This is a genomic window from Vreelandella sp. ssv, assembly GCF_059448525.1.
The window spans coordinates 759653-776512 of record NZ_CM182545.1; the positions used below are offsets into that span (position 1 = coordinate 759653).

The 16860-nt window shown below is 50.5% G+C and carries 15 protein-coding genes; 12 read left to right on the forward strand and 3 right to left on the reverse strand.

What is annotated here, in order from left to right; genetic code table 11:
* Nucleotides 1-120 precede the first annotated feature (120 nt).
* Nucleotides 121-1008, forward strand: coding sequence for a MurR/RpiR family transcriptional regulator (locus AC5TBW_RS03575; protein ID WP_495510751.1), 888 nt, complete (start codon nt 121-123; stop codon nt 1006-1008).
* Between the two features lie 95 nt (nt 1009-1103).
* On the opposite strand, the gene AC5TBW_RS03580 is transcribed toward AC5TBW_RS03575, so the two are convergent.
* Nucleotides 1104-1958, reverse strand: a complete 855-nt coding sequence (locus tag AC5TBW_RS03580) for an SDR family oxidoreductase (RefSeq protein WP_495510752.1) — start codon at nt 1956-1958, stop codon at nt 1104-1106.
* Between the two features lie 513 nt (nt 1959-2471).
* Here AC5TBW_RS03580 and AC5TBW_RS03585 point away from each other — a divergent pair.
* From AC5TBW_RS03585 to AC5TBW_RS03600, 4 genes are all read left to right on the forward strand, one after another.
* The gene (locus tag AC5TBW_RS03585) at nt 2472-3008 is read left to right on the forward strand and encodes a hypothetical protein (RefSeq protein WP_495510753.1); all 537 of its coding nucleotides are present in this window, start codon (nt 2472-2474) and stop codon (nt 3006-3008) included.
* 22 nt (nt 3009-3030) lie between these two features.
* Nucleotides 3031-3468 (forward strand): phage holin family protein, encoded by a 438-nt coding sequence (locus AC5TBW_RS03590; RefSeq protein ID WP_495510754.1) that lies wholly within the window; start codon nt 3031-3033, stop codon nt 3466-3468.
* Nucleotides 3465-4514 (forward strand): DUF3618 domain-containing protein, encoded by a 1050-nt coding sequence (locus tag AC5TBW_RS03595; protein WP_495510755.1) that lies wholly within the window; start codon nt 3465-3467, stop codon nt 4512-4514. The genes AC5TBW_RS03590 and AC5TBW_RS03595 overlap by 4 nt, the downstream gene beginning before the upstream one ends.
* A 275-nt stretch (nt 4515-4789) precedes the next feature.
* Entirely contained in the window at nt 4790-4984 is a 195-nt protein-coding gene (locus AC5TBW_RS03600) for a hypothetical protein (protein WP_495510756.1), read from the forward strand.
* A gap of 56 nt (nt 4985-5040) precedes the next feature.
* On the opposite strand, the gene xseA is transcribed toward AC5TBW_RS03600, so the two are convergent.
* Entirely contained in the window at nt 5041-6381 is a 1341-nt protein-coding gene (gene xseA, locus AC5TBW_RS03605) for an exodeoxyribonuclease VII large subunit (protein WP_495510757.1), read from the reverse strand.
* A gap of 222 nt (nt 6382-6603) precedes the next feature.
* Between xseA and guaB the strand changes: the two genes are divergently transcribed.
* The 7 genes from guaB to AC5TBW_RS03640 all read left to right on the forward strand — a co-directional run bounded on the left by guaB (nt 6604) and on the right by AC5TBW_RS03640 (nt 15646).
* Nucleotides 6604-8073: an IMP dehydrogenase gene (gene guaB / locus AC5TBW_RS03610; protein WP_495510758.1), complete on the forward strand. Its 1470-nt coding sequence runs from the start codon at nt 6604-6606 to the stop codon at nt 8071-8073.
* Nucleotides 8074-8169: 96 nt separating this feature from the next.
* The gene (gene guaA / locus AC5TBW_RS03615; RefSeq protein ID WP_495510759.1) at nt 8170-9747 is read left to right on the forward strand and encodes a glutamine-hydrolyzing GMP synthase; all 1578 of its coding nucleotides are present in this window, start codon (nt 8170-8172) and stop codon (nt 9745-9747) included.
* A gap of 237 nt (nt 9748-9984) precedes the next feature.
* Complete coding sequence (locus AC5TBW_RS03620; protein ID WP_495510760.1) at nt 9985-12114, forward strand: hypothetical protein; 2130 nt, start codon at nt 9985-9987, stop codon at nt 12112-12114.
* Nucleotides 12114-12980, forward strand: a complete 867-nt coding sequence (locus tag AC5TBW_RS03625) for a RelA/SpoT-related domain-containing protein (protein WP_495510761.1) — start codon at nt 12114-12116, stop codon at nt 12978-12980. The genes AC5TBW_RS03620 and AC5TBW_RS03625 overlap by 1 nt, the downstream gene beginning before the upstream one ends.
* Before the next feature lie 448 nt (nt 12981-13428).
* On the forward strand, nt 13429-13692 hold the full coding sequence (locus AC5TBW_RS03630) for a DUF4172 domain-containing protein (RefSeq protein WP_495510762.1): 264 nt from the start codon (nt 13429-13431) through the stop codon (nt 13690-13692).
* A gap of 213 nt (nt 13693-13905) precedes the next feature.
* The gene (locus AC5TBW_RS03635) at nt 13906-14724 is read left to right on the forward strand and encodes a type IV toxin-antitoxin system AbiEi family antitoxin domain-containing protein (protein ID WP_495510763.1); all 819 of its coding nucleotides are present in this window, start codon (nt 13906-13908) and stop codon (nt 14722-14724) included.
* On the forward strand, nt 14708-15646 hold the full coding sequence (locus AC5TBW_RS03640) for a nucleotidyl transferase AbiEii/AbiGii toxin family protein (protein WP_495510764.1): 939 nt from the start codon (nt 14708-14710) through the stop codon (nt 15644-15646). The genes AC5TBW_RS03635 and AC5TBW_RS03640 overlap by 17 nt, the downstream gene beginning before the upstream one ends.
* A 218-nt stretch (nt 15647-15864) precedes the next feature.
* Here AC5TBW_RS03640 and AC5TBW_RS03645 read toward each other — a convergent pair whose 3' ends face one another.
* The gene (locus AC5TBW_RS03645; RefSeq protein ID WP_495510765.1) at nt 15865-16785 is read right to left on the reverse strand and encodes a DMT family transporter; all 921 of its coding nucleotides are present in this window, start codon (nt 16783-16785) and stop codon (nt 15865-15867) included.
* Nucleotides 16786-16860 lie beyond the last annotated feature (75 nt).

Genomic DNA, 16860 nt, shown 5'->3' on the forward strand with positions numbered 1-16860 from the left:
CAAGGAGATTGGCACACTCACAAAGATGTTTGCAACAAATAAATCATTTTAATATAATATGAAACATATAGATCATTTATTCACACAGCCAACCCTTAATTCTTCACAGAGCCAACCACTATGCAGCCGAGCGATTCGCTAAGAGAGCAGATGATTGCCCAGTACGATGCTATGTCTGCGCAGCTGCAACAGGCCGCTCGCTACGTGCTTGAGCACCCAGAGGAAGTGGCGCTGGTGTCCATGCGCGAGGTGGCGCGCCTAGCGGGCGTGCAGCCCGCCACCATGACTCGGCTGGCCAAGTTCTTGGGGGTAGCAGGGTACGACGAACTCCGGGCGCAGCATGCGGCGGCGTTACGTCAGGGAGGAGATGGTTTTGCGGCCAAGGTTCGCCAGCGAGTAGAGGAAGGCAGTGAAAGGGGAGTCAGCGATACCGCTTCGCATATGCTTCAGGGGCTAAGTGCCCAGCTTGCTAAACTCAGCGAGCCTGATTCGCTGCGGCAACTGGAAGCCACCGCCACTAGGCTGAGATCAGCGAGAAAGGTATACGTGCTAGGGTTACGTTCCTGCCATGCCGTTGCCTGGCACTTCCATTACGTGATGACCCTACTCGGCGAGCGTTCGGTTCACCTGGATGGGCCTGGAGGAACTGGCGGAGATGCGTTAATTCGCGCCACCTCTGAGGATGTATTGCTCGTTATCTCCATCAAACCTTATGCAACAGGGACGCTGGAACTTGCCCAGTTGGCAAAAGAGCAGGGGGTGAGCGTTGTTTCAATTACTGATAGCGAGGTGTCGCCGCTGGTAGCGCTGTCAGAGCAGGCTGTTTTTTGCCCCACGGAAAGCGATAGCTTTTTCCATACGCTAACCCCGGTATTAGCCGTCTCCGAAGTGTTGTGCAGCTTATTGGCGGAATTCGACCGGCCTAAGACGCTAGAAGCCTTACAGCAAGCGGATGAGCACCTCTCGCATCTCAATACCTATTCGACGGCTATCCCTCGGCGTGATTGAGAAGCGAAGCCAGTAACGCTTGGCTGGTGACTAGTGCGCTCGCAATAGCGCAAAGGGCGGCGCTAATAAGCCGCCCTGGTAATCGGTTAGATAGCTTAAGTATTTAAGATAACGCCGCCATTCAAGTGCAGCGTTTGGCCGCTCATGTAAGACGACTCTTCACTGGCCAGATAGACATAGGCCGGCCCCATTTCACTGGGTTGCCCGGCGCGCTTCATCGGCACCTGATCGCCGAAAGAGGCTACCTTCTCATCATCAAAACTCGCGGGAATCAGCGGCGTCCATACCGGCCCCGGCGCCACCGCGTTTACGCGAATTCCACGATCCATCAGTGACATGGCCAGCGAGCGTACTAAGCCCTGAATAGCCCCTTTGGTAGCGGTGTAGTCAATCAGCGTAGCGTTGCCCTTAAAGGCATTGATGGATGATGTGGCAATAATTGTATCGCCCTTGCTGAGATGCGGCAGGGCCGATTTAGTGAGATAGAAGTGGCTGAAGATATTGGTCTGGAAAGTGCGTATCAGTTGCTCGTCGGGAATCTCGGTAATGTCATCCCAATCGTACTGTTCAGCCGCGTTATTAATCACAATATTGATTTTGCCGAAGTGGTCGAGGGTACGCTTAACGATCTCACGGCAAAACGCTGGCGCTGCGACATCGCCTTTCAAGATTAAACAGCGGCGCCCCTCGGCTTCCACCAGCCGCTTGGTCTCTTCCGCATCTTGGGTTTCTTCCAGATGGACGATCACGCTGTCCGCGCCTTCGCGGGCATAGTGAACAGCGACTGAGCGGCCGATACCGCTATCGCCACCGGTAATAATCGCCACTTTATCGAGCAGCTTTTCAGCGCCGCGATAGCTGTCGCGAATGTATTCGGGTTCGGGGCGCATCGCATGTTCGTCGCCAGGCTGTTTATCCTGGTGCTGGGGAGGTTGCTGTTGATCACTCATGTGCGGTCACTCCATTGTTAGCACAGTTCGTTGGTACCGCGTGCTGCCACAGAAATCGGTTAGCCCAGTCGTGATGGGCGCCGATGGCAAGCAGCGCGCATCCGATCCTCGGGTGCGCGCTGCCCTTTAAAGTAGACCAACGACGTAGAAAGAAGCAAATCCCAAGTAAGTTGATATGTTTTTCAGCGGTTTATAAATCTCAGTTAAATGTTAAGTGGCTTGCTTTAGTTTTAGAGATAAAGTTTTATCAGCCTCCTTTTATTAACCTGTGTTATGTGACGAATAAGATTTTTAAGCAAGGGTGAGTATTGGTTGACAAGAAGGTAATGGCCGCTATGTTCTATAAATAGCTTATGTCTTAAAGGGGAGGTAAAGAGTAATCGTTAAGTGTAATTGATTGTCTTGTTTAAGCTCATGATCGCACGGAGTTATTTTAACCAATTGATTTTCAGTGATGCGGGATTTGTTTCACCACGGAAGCACACAAGTGAGACGACAAGGAGGAAGTGACAGATGATCAATCAAGAAAATAAGCCTGTCCCTGGCGCGCCAGCGCCGCCGAGCCAAACCGACACCCTGAAGCAGAAAGGGCGGGAGACCGCGCATGAGGTGGGGGAGGCGGCTCATCATCAAGCCGAAAGCTATTTTAACAAGCAGCGCGATAACGCAGCGGAACAGACCCACAAGTTAACCAGCGTTCTTCAGAAAATGGCGGATGAGTTTGATAACCAGCAGCAGCCTTATTTCTCTAAACAGGCCAGAAAGTTTGCCGATACGACTGAGCGGTTTTCAAATAACTTGCGAGATAAAGACTTACGTAGTGTTTATCATGAAGCGCAGAGTTTTAGTCGTCGAGAACCCGCTCTATTTGTAGGGGGAGTGATTGCTGCAGGTTTTTTAGTCTCCCGTTTTCTGCGTAGTTCCAGCCATCATTCGCATAGTGATGATAATACTTACGGTGCTGCTAATAAAAAAGCCGGTAGTTTAACCATGAACAATGCCTTGGAAAGCACGAGCAGCCGTTCTAACCCAGGCAGTGAAGCGCTCTAAGACCCGAGCAGGGAGGCAAAATATGGATCCGGAAAATAAACCTACGTCACAAGGTTCTTCGGTCGCATCACTGTTATCGACAGTGATGCAGGAAATCAGCTCGCTGGTGCGCAACGAGGTTGAGCTTGCCAAGACAGAAGTGACGGAAAAAACCAACCAGGCCATGGCAGGCGTCACTGCTATCGCTATTGCCGGTGCGGTGCTGCTAGGCGGCTTTTTAACCCTGCTAGCAGCGCTGGTGTTTCTACTCAATGAGGTGCTTCCGCCCGACACCACACCTTGGCTGTCGGCGTTGCTTGTCGGCGGCGTTGCGACAATCATCGGTATTATTATGCTCAAAGCAGGCCAAAAGAAACTTCAGGCGCGCAACCTGATGCCTAGTCGTACGATGCAAAGTTTGCAAAGTGACAAGACGTTTGCGCAGAAGCATCAGCACAACGTCAAGGAGGAGTTGAAATGACGGATCATGATAAACAGCGCAATTCCGAAGAGATTGAAAAGGATATCAATCAATCGCGCGAGCGCCTTGATGCCACCCTGCACGAGATCGAAGAACGTTTTTCACCTCAGCAACTGCTGAATACGTCCTACGAGTATCTGCGCCATGGTGGCGCTAACGAGTTCGTCTCGAATTTAGGCGCCACCATTAAGCACAATCCGTTACCGTTTCTGGTCACCACGGCGGGCTTGGGTTGGTTGATGCTGGCGCAGCGTCACCCGGATCAAGCGCACGGACAGCTTAGTCAGCACCGATATGCGGATAGCGGTCACCACGCTGCGCCGGGTGTTCCCCTGCATGAGCGTCATTACCCTGATGTCGATGATGATTACGGGATTACCGCAGAGCACCAAAGCGAAAGCAAAGACCGCATGAGCGAGATGACGCACAAGGTGAAAGATTCGGCTCACCACCTGGGAGAAAAAGCCAGGCAAACGGTGCATCAGTGGGGCGATGACATGCGCAGCACCACCTCCCACCTTCAGCATGGCACTCACGATAGCCTGCACAACCTAGGGCAGCGCGCTCGCCGTTCAGAGACCCAGGCCTCCGATTTTATCCAGGAGCATCCGCTGGTCGTCGGAGCGCTAGGGTTTGCACTTGGCGCTGCCCTAGGGGGAATTTTCCCCGCGACCAAGAAAGAAGATGAGTACATGGGCGAGTATCGTGACCGCGTGCTTCATAAGGCCGTCGAGACCGGACAAGCGCAGGCAGATAAAGCTCAACACGCTATTCATGAGAAAGTTGAGGCCTATAAGGGCGAGACGGCGCAAGCCCAGGGCAGTAACCTAAACGCTTCTCTGGACGCTTCTCAGGACTCTACCAAGAACAGGGAAACGGGTTTAAAAGACTCCTCAACCCCTTTTGCTGAAACGCCCAGGGCAACGCAGCCCAGCTCTGAGCACACTCCTGAACAAAACCGCCCTGAACGTCATAGTCCTGGTTTAGCGGGCTCGAGTACGCCCTCTGGTAACACCCAAGGGTCGGGCACTAACCACAATACCTAGCGATGAAGCAGTGGCCGCTTATCGGCGGCCACTGCGAGACAACGAGGTGATAGCGCTAAACCATTGAGGGCATTGTAATTGCTAATGTCCCTTGGTTTGAGTGATGTTTTTATATAGGTCTATGTTTTCAATTGGTTTTTTGAAGATGTTGTGCTTTTCGGTCCACAGGGGCATGGATTGTAAATAGTATTAGAAAGGCTACAGTTAAGGCTGCTTCAAGAAGGTGATAAGCGATCGCCTTCTTCCAAGCTCATCACGCTATTCAGGGAGTCTCATTGGCACTGTTGGCCAAGGGATTTAAGAAACTAAGACCACCGACGGTAAGGACAAAAGCGATGACACAAACGCCTGATAACGACAAAAAAGCCCCTAAAGATGGTGACGATCACCACGATGATGCCAATCCGATGCCGGATACGCATCACGTAAATAAGGGCTCCGACGATAAAAAATCGGATGATAAGAAATAAGATCACTAAAAACGGCTAGGCATTGTCAAAACAGTGCTGATGCGGCCAAGGCGCTACTACTTGTTGTAGCGCCTTTTAATTTCTACGCTCAATCTCCCTTCGCCCAAGCGCAGTTTTAGCCGCTGACCTGGCTGAGTATCTTCCGCACGTCGCACCACCTGGCCTTGCTCATCCTGAGCAATTGCATAGCCCCTGCCCAACACCGCCAGCGGGCTGACCGCATTCAACTCCCGCGCTGCCGCTTTCAAACGTGTCTGTCTATTCTCTAGCTGGCGCTGCATGGCACTACTTAAACGACGCTGCAATTGATTGACTCGCTCGCTTTCAGAACGATGCAGCCGCGTCATATCCTGACTGGCCAATCGCCTGCTCAACTGCGTTACCTGTGCTTTCTGCTGGGTAAGCGTTTGCTGCATGGCGCGATTCAAGCGCTGATCAAGGGCGGTTAAATGCTGGCGCTGGCGATTGAGCTGCTCACCGGGGTGGCGCAGCTTGGCGCGCAGGGTATCCAGCCGTTGGCTGTCGCGTTCAAGCCGTGCCTGCATCGCCCGCTGCAGGCGATTGTGCTGATGCTCCAACTGGCGCTTAAGGATGTTCTGATCCGGCACCAGCCGTTCAGCAGCGGCGGACGGCGTCGGGGCACGCATATCTGCGGCGAAATCCGCCAGGGTGACATCCACCTCGTGGCCCACCGCCGACATCACCGGCAGCCGAGAGTGAAAAATTGCCCGCGCCAAATGCTCGTTGTTGAATGCCCATAAATCTTCCAGGCTCCCGCCGCCGCGGGTAATCAGAATCACATCCCGCTCGGGGTCTAATCGCGCCTGACGGTTAAGCAGGCCCAAGGCGGAGATCATCGCCGGGGCGGCTTCAGCGCCTTGAACGGGCACCGGGATCAGCGTCACGTCCGCCAGCGGCCAGCGCGCCTCCAGCACCGCCAGCACGTCACGAATCGCCGCCCCCGTGCCTGAACTCAAAATCAGCAGCTTTCGGGGTGGGAAGGGCAGTGGCCGGGCGTTGGCAAACACGCCTTCGCTTTCCAACTGCGCTTTTAAGCGCTCAAACGCAGCCAACAGTTCGCCCAGGCCCGCGGCCTGAACGGCATCGGCAATCAGTTGATAGTCGCCGCGGGGTTCGAACAGCGATACCCGCCCGCGCAGCTTGACCTGATCACCGTCACGCATCGGCGCCGAGACGAACCGCGCTCGCTGACGAAACAGCGCACAGCGGATCTGCGCCCGGTCATCCTTGAGCGTGAAATAGACATGCCCGGAAGCGGGGCGGGAAACGTTAGACAGCTCGCCCTCCACCCACACCTCGCCCACATCGCGCTCAAGGGTTTGCTTGGCTCGCTGGTTGAGTTGGCTGACGGAGAGGGCTTTTGCAGCTTCTTGCATAAAAAAATGCCTTGTTCAAGAAAATCGAGCTGTGTCTAAAACATGCCTGTAAATAGCGGGCTTTCGTTAATAAATAGCAGCCCATCAAGCCTAACAGCATACGTCATTAGCATTTGGTATAAGCACAACCGCGTGACTGCATTGCTGGGGCACCCCTCAAAACGCTATAATAGGCGATTAACCTTTCACGCCCCACTTCCTCTCAATCAGGGTGTTGCCGCTATGCTACGTATGGCCCAAGAAGCACTAACGTTCGATGACGTACTCCTCGTTCCCGGCTTCTCCGATGTTCTTCCCAAGGATGTCAGCCTCAAAACCCGCCTGACCCGCAATCTCTCGCTCAATATTCCGCTACTTTCCGCTGCGATGGACACCGTTACTGAAGCGCGTCTAGCGATTGCGATGGCCCAGGAAGGGGGCATCGGCATCATCCATAAGAGCATGGCCATGACCCAGCAAGCCGCCGAGGTGCGCAAGGTCAAAAAGCACGAAAGCGTGATTGTGAAAGACCCGGTCACCGTTAGCCCGAAAGCCAAGCTCGAAGACCTGCTCGCCATGGCCCGTGAATACGGCTTCTCCGGTTTCCCGGTGGTAGAAGGCGAAACCCTGGTGGGTATTGTGACCGAGCGTGACATGCGCTTCCAGCCCAACCACGGTGACAGCGTCGCGGACATCATGACCCCCCGCGAGCGTCTGGTGACCGTCAAGGAAGGCACTGATCTCGAAACCAGCAAAGCCAAGATGCGCGAACACCGCATCGAGAAAATGCTGATTGTCGATGACGAGTTCCACCTGCGCGGCCTGGTCACCTTCCAGGATATCGAAAAAGCCCGCACCTACCCGATGGCCGCTAAAGATAGCGACGGTCGTTTGTTAGTGGGTGCCGCAGTAGGCACTGGTCCGGAAACGCCGGATCGCGTCGCAGCATTGGTCGAAGCCGGTGTCGACGTCATCATTGTCGATACCGCCCACGGTCACTCTAAAGGCGTCATCGATCGCGTACGCTGGATCAAAGAAAACTTCCCGGCCATTCAAGTGATTGGCGGCAACATCGCCACCGCTGGCGCGGCCCGTGCGCTGGCCGAAGCCGGTGCTGACGCCGTGAAAGTCGGTATCGGCCCAGGCTCAATCTGCACCACGCGCATCGTGGCAGGCGTTGGCGTACCGCAAATCACCGCGGTTTCCAATGTGGCCGAAGCGCTTAAAGAGTACGACATTCCGCTGATTGCCGACGGCGGTATCCGTTTCTCCGGCGACTTGGCCAAGGCGATTGCCGCTGGTGCCAGCGCCGTGATGGTCGGTGGCCTGCTGGCCGGTACCGAAGAGGCACCGGGCGAAGTCGAGCTTTACCAAGGCCGTACCTACAAAGCCTATCGCGGTATGGGTTCCATGGGTGCCATGTCCCAGAATCAGGGCAGTGCCGACCGCTACTTCCAGGATAAGAGCGAAGGCGCCGAGAAGTTGGTGCCGGAAGGTATCGAAGGCCGCGTTCCCTATAAAGGCATGATGGGCGCCATCGTCCACCAGTTGATGGGCGGGCTGCGCGCTTCCATGGGCTACACCGGCTGCCGCGATATTCAGGAAATGCGCACCAAGCCGGAGTTTGTTCAGATTACTGGCGCTGGCTTTAACGAATCCCACGTCCACAACGTGCAGATCACCAAGGAAGCCCCCAACTACCGGGTGAGCTAATCAGCGCTTTTAGTTAAAACGGCGGCGGGCATTGCCCCGCCGCTTGCTTTTTTGGCCTTATCAGCGGCATCCGCACCGCTTAACCGAGACCCCGCCATGAGTGACATTCACGCCCATAAGATTTTGATTCTCGACTTCGGCTCGCAGTACACCCAACTGATCGCCCGCCGCGTTCGCGAGATCGGTGTTTACTCCGAGGTCCGCGCGTTTGATATCACCGAAGAAGAGATCCGCGAGTACAACCCGAACGGCATTATCATGGCCGGTGGCCCGGAGTCCGTGACGGAACTGGACTCCCCGCGCGCGCCGCAGTGCGTGTTCGAGATGGGCCTGCCGGTGTTTGGTATCTGCTACGGCATGCAGACCATGGCCGAGCAGTTGGGCGGTAAGGTAGAAGGCTCCAACCAGCGCGAATTCGGCTACGCGCAAATTCAGATCGACGAAGACAACGCGCTGTTCAAAGACATCAAAGACCATGTAGACGCGAAAAGCGGCAAAGCCTTGCTGGACGTATGGATGAGCCACGGCGACAAGGTGGCCCAAGCGCCCGCCGAGTTCACCGTGACCGCCTCCACGCCGAGCTGCCCGATTGCCGCCATGGCCTGGGAAGAGAAGCAGTTCTACGGCGTACAGTTCCACCCAGAAGTAACCCACACTTTGCAGGGCCAGCGGATTCTTGAGCACTTCGTGCTGGATATCTGTAAAGCCGAAAAGCTCTGGACGCCCGCGCAAATCATCGAAGACCAGGTACATCGCGTGCGCGAGCAAGTGGGCGACCGCCACGTACTGCTTGGCCTCTCCGGCGGTGTGGATTCCTCTGTGGTTGCTGCATTGCTGCACAAAGCGATTGGCACCCAGCTGACCTGCGTATTCGTCGATAACGGCCTGCTGCGTAAAGCGGAAGGCGACCAGGTCATGGAAACCTTCGCCAAGCACATGGGCGTGAAAGTGATTCGTGTAGACGCCGAAGACCTGTTCCTTGGCAAGCTAAAGGGCGAGAACGACCCGGAAGCCAAGCGCAAGATCATCGGCAACACCTTCATCGACGTGTTCGATGAAGAAGCTAGCAAGATCGACGGCGTCGAGTTCCTGGCCCAGGGCACCATCTACCCCGACGTGATCGAATCCGCCGCCTCTAAAACCGGCAAAGCGCACGTGATCAAATCCCACCACAACGTCGGTGGCCTGCCGGAAACCATGAAGCTAAAGCTGGTCGAGCCGCTGCGCGAACTGTTTAAAGACGAAGTGCGCAAACTCGGCCTGGAACTGGGCTTGCCCTACGATATGGTCTACCGCCACCCATTCCCTGGCCCCGGCCTGGGCGTGCGTATTCTGGGCGAAGTGAAGAAGGACTACGCCGACATCCTCCGCGATGCCGACGCCATCTTCATCGAAGAGCTACGCGCCTCCGGCTGGTACGAAAAAACCAGCCAAGCCTTCGCCGTGTTCCTGCCGGTGAAATCCGTAGGCGTCGTCGGCGACGGCCGCCGCTACGAATGGGTCATCGCGCTACGCGCGGTAGAAACCATCGACTTCATGACCGCCCGCTGGGCGCACCTGCCCTATGAGCTGCTGGAGAAGGTTTCCAACCGGATTATCAATGAGTTGGAAGGGGTTTCGCGGGTGACTTATGATGTGAGCAGTAAGCCGCCTGCTACTATTGAGTGGGAATAAATAAATTCAAATTGCAGAAAGGGCGATCATAGATCGCCCTTTTTCGTGTATAACAATAGATATTTCAATGTTTTACTTAGACTTCAATTTCTTGAGTTGTTAATTTTTATGTTGCTTTCAGAAACTCACCTAAATTATATTAATGTAAATAATAGGTGGTATATACTACCTATATAGAGCTTAAGTATAAAAAAATTATTATCATTGTGCTTATTTTTAAAATTTTGGATGATAACTATGGAACGAAAAAAAATAATAGATCTTTTTGAAAGATACGGGTTTTCATATAACGCAATTGCTTCAAAAGAGAATTTTTTAGCTTTTACATTTAAGTCAGGTTTTTTTCATAATGCTGAAATTGTAGCATTAGGTATTGAAGATGAGGCTTCATTGAAGCAGATGGTAGAGGTAGCCTCCGAGTTACAAAGTATGGGCTACTCTACTAAAAAAACCTTTTATAAAAGCTATGATGATATTGAGAAAAGCCTATTTGATGGTTTTTTCAATACAGATGAATGGCGAGAAAAAATTAATAGAGAGTACCTTGCTCATTGTAAGAAGATACTTAGTATCTTACCTGATGGAGCTGGAAGTTATAGTTACATAAAAGCACCTTTTATAAAAAATGGCGAGAAGGGGGAAGGTGGAATTGTTGAAGATATTTGTTCTTCAATAAATAAGATGGGGCCTAAATTGATAATAATTGAAGCGCCTGCAGGGTTTGGTAAAACATGTACATCATACGAAATAATTAAATGTCTATCAGATAATGTGAAGTCGCCTATTCCATTTTTTACTGAGTTTTCTAGAGATAGGCAAGCTAAAGTATTTAGTCATATTTTTATAAGAGAAGTTGATAGGTCTTTTAGTTCAGTGAATTCCAATGTGGTTGTTGAAGAGGTCAAAGAGGGGCGTGTAGCAGTTGTTTTAGATGGTTTCGATGAGCTTTTGCACGATAAGAGTTCTTCTACTGACAAAATTATCAATTTTGATAATGCGGAACCTATGTTAGAAACCATAAGTGAGCTGTTAGTAAAAAATTCCAAAGTTATACTTACGTCAAGACGTTCAGCGATTTTTGATGGAGAAATGTTTAATGAATGGCTGCAACGTTATGATGATAAGTTTACTATTGATAGGTATCGTATCGAGAAACCCGAAATCAGCGATTGGATTCAGCCTGAAAGACTACATAAACTGGAAGGTATTGGAATTGATTTAGAAAAGCTATCGAATCCGGTTTTATTAAGTTTTATAAGATTTTTAAATGATGCAAAATTCATCGAATTATGTTCTCAGCCTTCTAGAATAGTCGAGAAATACTTTGTTTCAATGCTTGAGCGAGAAATGGAGAGGCAAGAACTAAGAATGAATATAGATCAGCAGACATCACTTTTAAGTATGGTTGCTGGTGATATGTGTGAAAATAATTATACCTCTGATTCTAAAGAAAGGATTATAAGCGTTATCAAAGAGCGTGGTGCAGAGCTTCTAAGCATAGTTCGTTCGTCTTATAGTCCTAAAGAAAGACCTACGATAGATAAACTTGCTACTACATTATCCAATCATGCTTTTTTTGATAGAAGTAACCAAGGAGATAATAACATTGAGTTTGTTAATGAATTCGTTTTTGGAAATTATATATGTGAAAATATTATTGATATAGATGATGATTGGATGGCTAGTGATGAACGCTTCGTTGAACCCGCTGTTTTTTCATACGTTCCTAGAGACGAAGAAAGTAAATTTTTGCTTTGGAATAAGCTTTCTTTTATGAAAGAGTTTTTAGATAGCTCTTCACGTATGCGGTGTGAAAGCCTTCTCCTAGGAGCTGTGTCAGAACAAGCTTATAATGAAAGTGAAATAACATCTTTAATATTTAAAGATTTAAGCTTTTTTAAAACTGGTTGCATAAGCGATAGCGTATTCAATGAATGTGTTTTTAAAGAAGTAAATTTCTTTTTTAATAATTTTGATAATGTAACTTTTTTGAGTTGCAGTTTTTGGGACTGTAGTTTTGAAGGAGTTAGTGATGAAGTGAAGCTAAGTTTTTATAATTGTAAAGATAATAATGATTTTATTGATGAAGTTGATTCTTGTATAGGTGACGATGAGCAATCTATAACAATAGGAGTAGACCATTACATTTTTTCTAAGATATGGCCAGTGGGTAGTCAGTCGATGGAAAGACTGCATTATTTCACTAAAAATTTATTTCATACTGATGTTTTTAGTCGGAGAGAAATAATAGCTGAAATTAAAAATTTGAAAAGAAAGGGCTTTTTGGAAGAAGCTAAAGACTCAAATTTTATTGCTATAAATAAAGCAAAAATAAGTGAAATAAAAAATATTCTTGGGAGGGATTGATGAGTTTATATGGTGTTGACAGTGTTAAAAATGATCTCTCCAGACATATTTCTTCTCTCTTAGATTCAGTGGGAATAATGTACCGTATTTTTTCCAGGAAGAAGAATAGCGCCTCGATTGAAAGTAAGCTAAGTAAGAATCCTGCGTACGGTGTTTCAAAAAAGATGCAGGATTTAATTGGGATTAGAGTTGTTCTTTATTTCAATGACGATATACCCAATGTTAGAAATATAATTTCTTCAAACTATAAAGAAAAAGAAAACGATGCTAGCATTGATGAGTTTAGAGAAGACGAGTTTAAGCCCGTAAGGTTTAATGTGGTTTATTCAATTCCTGAGGATCTATTAAATGGTTTGAGTTTTTTAGGACTTGATGAAAAAATAGATACTACCTTTGAATTGCAAATTAGAACAATTTTTTCGGAGGGCTGGCACGAAGTTGAGCATGATTTAAGATATAAATGTAAATCTGACTGGACCGGTTTAGATAACCAAAGCAGAAAGCTCAATGGAGTTTATGCTTCGTTAGAAACGAGTGAATGGACTATGGTGAAGATTTTTGATGAATTGGCCTATCATCATTATAAAAATAGAGATTGGTCTGCCATGCTAAGGCAGAAACTTAGATTAAGGCTTTTTGATGCAAGTGTTAATGAAGAAATAATTAATATTTTTAATGATATAGGTTTGGCTAAAAAATTCTATAGAGTTGATAGAAATGAACTAATTGAAAAGATGAGTGAGTATGGATTTAGCCATCCCTTAAGCTTAAGCAATATTATTTTTTTCATGAATATTTTTTTCGTCAAAAGTGAAGAAGTCAGAGAGATTACCCCGAGCCTAATGTTGGAAGAATTCTCCGAATAATTTAAGAAATTTTATTATGGAAAATTATATTTTCCTAAATAATTGAAAAGAGCATCTAGTTGTTTCGTGTTGATCAGATCATTGTGCTCATTCCATTCTTTTCAATCGCCTTCTTTCCTACCACCTAGATTAGTACCATTGGCTCTATGATCTGTTGACCTAGGAATCTGCTGAAAGTCTCGCTAAGAACTAAGCGACAAATTTCCATTGTCGCTTAGTTCTTGGCTACCTCTGGCCTATAAGCCAAACATAAATCATAATCGGCTCATAATGTGATCTGAATAGGCGGAGCAATCGGCTCATGTATATCTGGGAACAGCGCAACTGGCCGCATTTTTAGTGGGACGAATCCGTTCTTCGGCCTGCATTGGATGCGGTGCGGTTACCGCAGGGCTGGGTTCTAGGTAAAACCGAGGCTTAGCCTGGGCAAGCGGATCTAGATGTGGAGATGGATGCGCTGATCCAGAACGCCATTAGCACCAGTGAAATCGAAGGTGAGCGCCTGGACGTTGGCTCCGTGAGGTCTTCCGTTGCTCGCCAGTTGGGATTAGAGCAGGCCGGTATATCAACCCAAACAACATCTGAATCTGAAGCGCTGGTAGTGCTATTGCTGCAATCCACGCATCAATTGGATGAGCCGCTTTCCCGCGAACAGTCGTGCCTCTGGCAACCCATGTGTTTTGCGCAAGGCCCTGCGTGCTTGGCAGTGTAAGAGTAGGAGAGCTGCATGCCGATCACCCATGCACGTGGTGTCGGGGCGCCTTGTAGGGGAGAGTACGCAAACCGCTATGCCATGGCATGTGCACAAAACACCTGTTGATGAGGTTTATAAAATTCCTGATAAAGTCACTTTAAGTGACTTTTTTTGTTTTTCAATAAACCCTAGTCATTGGCATTAGTTTATAAAAAGTGTATTTTAGTCACTATGAGTGATCAAAATAATAGAAAATTAAACCGCCTTCTGGCTGGGCTAAGCGATACCGGCGTCGTTACTAGCCGGTGGTTAAGAGCGCATGGCTATTACAGCAGCTTGTTGGCCCGCTATGTCGCTAGTGGTTGGCTAGTCTCTCCGGCGCGTGGGGTGTACATGCGCAAAGGAGGCTCCCTGAAGTGGGAAGGGGTGGTGCGCACGCTGCAACAGATGGAGGGTTTGTCGCTGCATATTGGGGGGCGCTTTGCTTTGGCTTGGCTGGGACATGAGCACTACCTGCGGCTGGGCGAAGCCGCTGTGGTCACACTCTATGGGCCTGATCGCCTACCGGGGTGGGTGTGCAAGTTGCCGTTGGTTGAGCGGGTCGACTACTGCGGCAAGGGGCCTTTTGATCTGCCAGTTATTCCGTTTACTGATGAGACAACGGATCAGGCGTTGCTGGACCAAGGGCTGGAGCGGCGTGAAGCGGTGCCGAACGTGGTGCTTGTATGTTCTACACCGGAGCGAGCCATGCTGGAGTTATGTAATGAGGCGTCGGATGCTGGTGGGGTCTACGAGGTGGATGCCTTGATGCAGGGCATGGCCACCCTGCGTCCGCAGCGGCTTGAAATGCTGTTGCGCCATTGCCACAGCATCAAGGCCAAGCGTCTGTTTCTCGCGCTGGCCGAACGTCATGGGCATGCCTGGTTTCCGCACCTATCGGTTAATGGTTTGAATATCGGTAGTGGTAAGCGATCGCTGGTTCCTGGTGGCCGTTTGCATTCCAAGTATCAAATTGTCCTACCTGGAGATCTTGATGAGCAGTTGGGATAAACGCTACAGCGACCGGGTTCAATTGCTGGTAGATATCCTGCCGGTGCTGGCAAAAGAAACCCGTTTTGCACTGAAGGGTGGCACCGCCATCAACTTGTTTGAGCATGATCTTCCCAGGCTGTCAGTGGATATCGACCTGACTTGGCTGCCCATGCAGGACTTTGAGACGGGCGTGGTGGCGATTTCAACGGCATTGGAGCAGTTGGCGGAGACGCTACGTGCCCGCCCTTTGCAATTACAAGTGCAGACATCGGGTGGTGCGAACACCGGGGGCTTCACGCGGTTGATTTGCAGCCGCGGCCGTGCACGTGTGCAGATTGAAACAACTCCGGTGATGCGTGGCACAGTACACCCGGTTCGAACGATGGTGGTCCAACCGGAAGTTGAGCAGGCCTTCGGATTTGCTTCAACACAGGTGCTCGATTTTGCCGATCTCTACGCTGGAAAGCTGGCGGCGGCCTTGTCTCGTCAACATCCCAGGGATCTGTTCGATATTGGCTTGCTGCTGGAAGATGAACGGGCCGATGCGACATTGTGGCGAACCTTTCTGGTGTATCTAACGTGTAGCCCCAAACCCGCTTGGGAAGTTCTGGCTCCTCGGGAGCCGGTGGATTTTGAGGCGATCTTCGACGGCCACTTCAAGGGAATGACCGCTAAGCCGGTGACAGCGGCGCAACTGCTGGAGAACAGAGCACGGTTACTGCTATGGATATCCAAAAAGTTGGATAAGCCGTCATGTGACTTTCTATGGTCCGTCGAAGATGAGCAGCCTGATTTTGAATTGATCCATTTAGAAGGAGCAGCAGCATTGCCAGGGGTAGGGCGAAAGCTGCAAAACCTTACCCGTCGCTCGAAGGCCAAGCGTCAGGCGGATCGCCATGAACTTGAGCAGACCCTGGCACGGTTAGCCTCTGACGTGTGAAGAGAGGCGCTCCGTCCCAGCCGCTATGTGCTTTACTATACTTGAAGGGGTGACAGCGGAGCGTGAACTGTGAAGCAGATCGTGCTGGGCTCCATACGCAACAAGCTGATTTTCATCCTGGGCGCTGCTGCTGAATCACTTTTTGCCCGCGCTTTTACCGATCATTCAGGCGCATGCCGAGTAGGTATGGGCTGCGAAGAAGTAAGCAGAAATGTCGATTACTCCCGCCGTTGCCGTAACACCATCCCCCCCGCGATTAAGATCATGCCCATACCTAGCCACGTCATGGCATCGGGCACTTCACTGAATAGCAGGTAGCCCCAAAGGCTGGCAAAGATGAGGTAGGCGTAATCAAAGGTGCCGATCAACGCCGAAGGGGCAATTTGATAGGCCCTGGCCACCCCGGTATTCACAATGATCAGCAGTAGGGCGTAGGCGCCTACAATCACTAACGCTTTGGCGTCTAAAGGTTGCCAACCGGCGAACAGGAACGGCGCGCGTTCGGCGATTGTTGCGGTGCTGTTGATTGCCACCAATACGCTGAAGAGACTGCCTGCTGCGAGGAAGGCCAGATTCAATCCCAGGGTCAGAAGTAAGGGGTGCTCTCTTTGGCAGTGGTGGCGAGTGACCAGCATGGCTAGCGCATAAAAGAGGGCGGCAAGCACGGGTAGCAGTGTGGCAGGTGTGAAGGTGTCGCCGCCAGGGCGCAATACCACCACCACGCCCAGGAAACCGCAGAGGATGCCTAGCCACGCCTGGCGTGACAGATGCTCGCCCGCCCCAAAAGCAGCCAGCACGGCAATAAACAGCGGCGTGGTGTAGATGGCGACCGCCGCCACCGAAAGCGGAATCAGCGGCAGTGCTGCGTAGTAGGCTATCCACATCAACAACAGAAGCAGGCTTCTTATCGCCACCCAGCGACGTGATTTTACCTTGGGGCGGGGGCCTGAATGGCCAATGATCAACCCAAAGAGTATCGGCAGCGAGAGTGTTGAGGCGATGACATAGAGTTGCCATAGCGACATACTGGCACTTAGATACTTAACCAGAGCATCGGTCAACGCCAGCAGAAACACAGCCCCCACGATAAGGGTTGTGCCCTGTAGGATATTATCTTGTGGTTCAGCGATGACCTTCATTGCAGCGTTCCAGGTATGAATTCCGCTCTAGAATGCTGCTGCCGCTAGCAGTGCTTCAAACGACTTTTGCGTCAC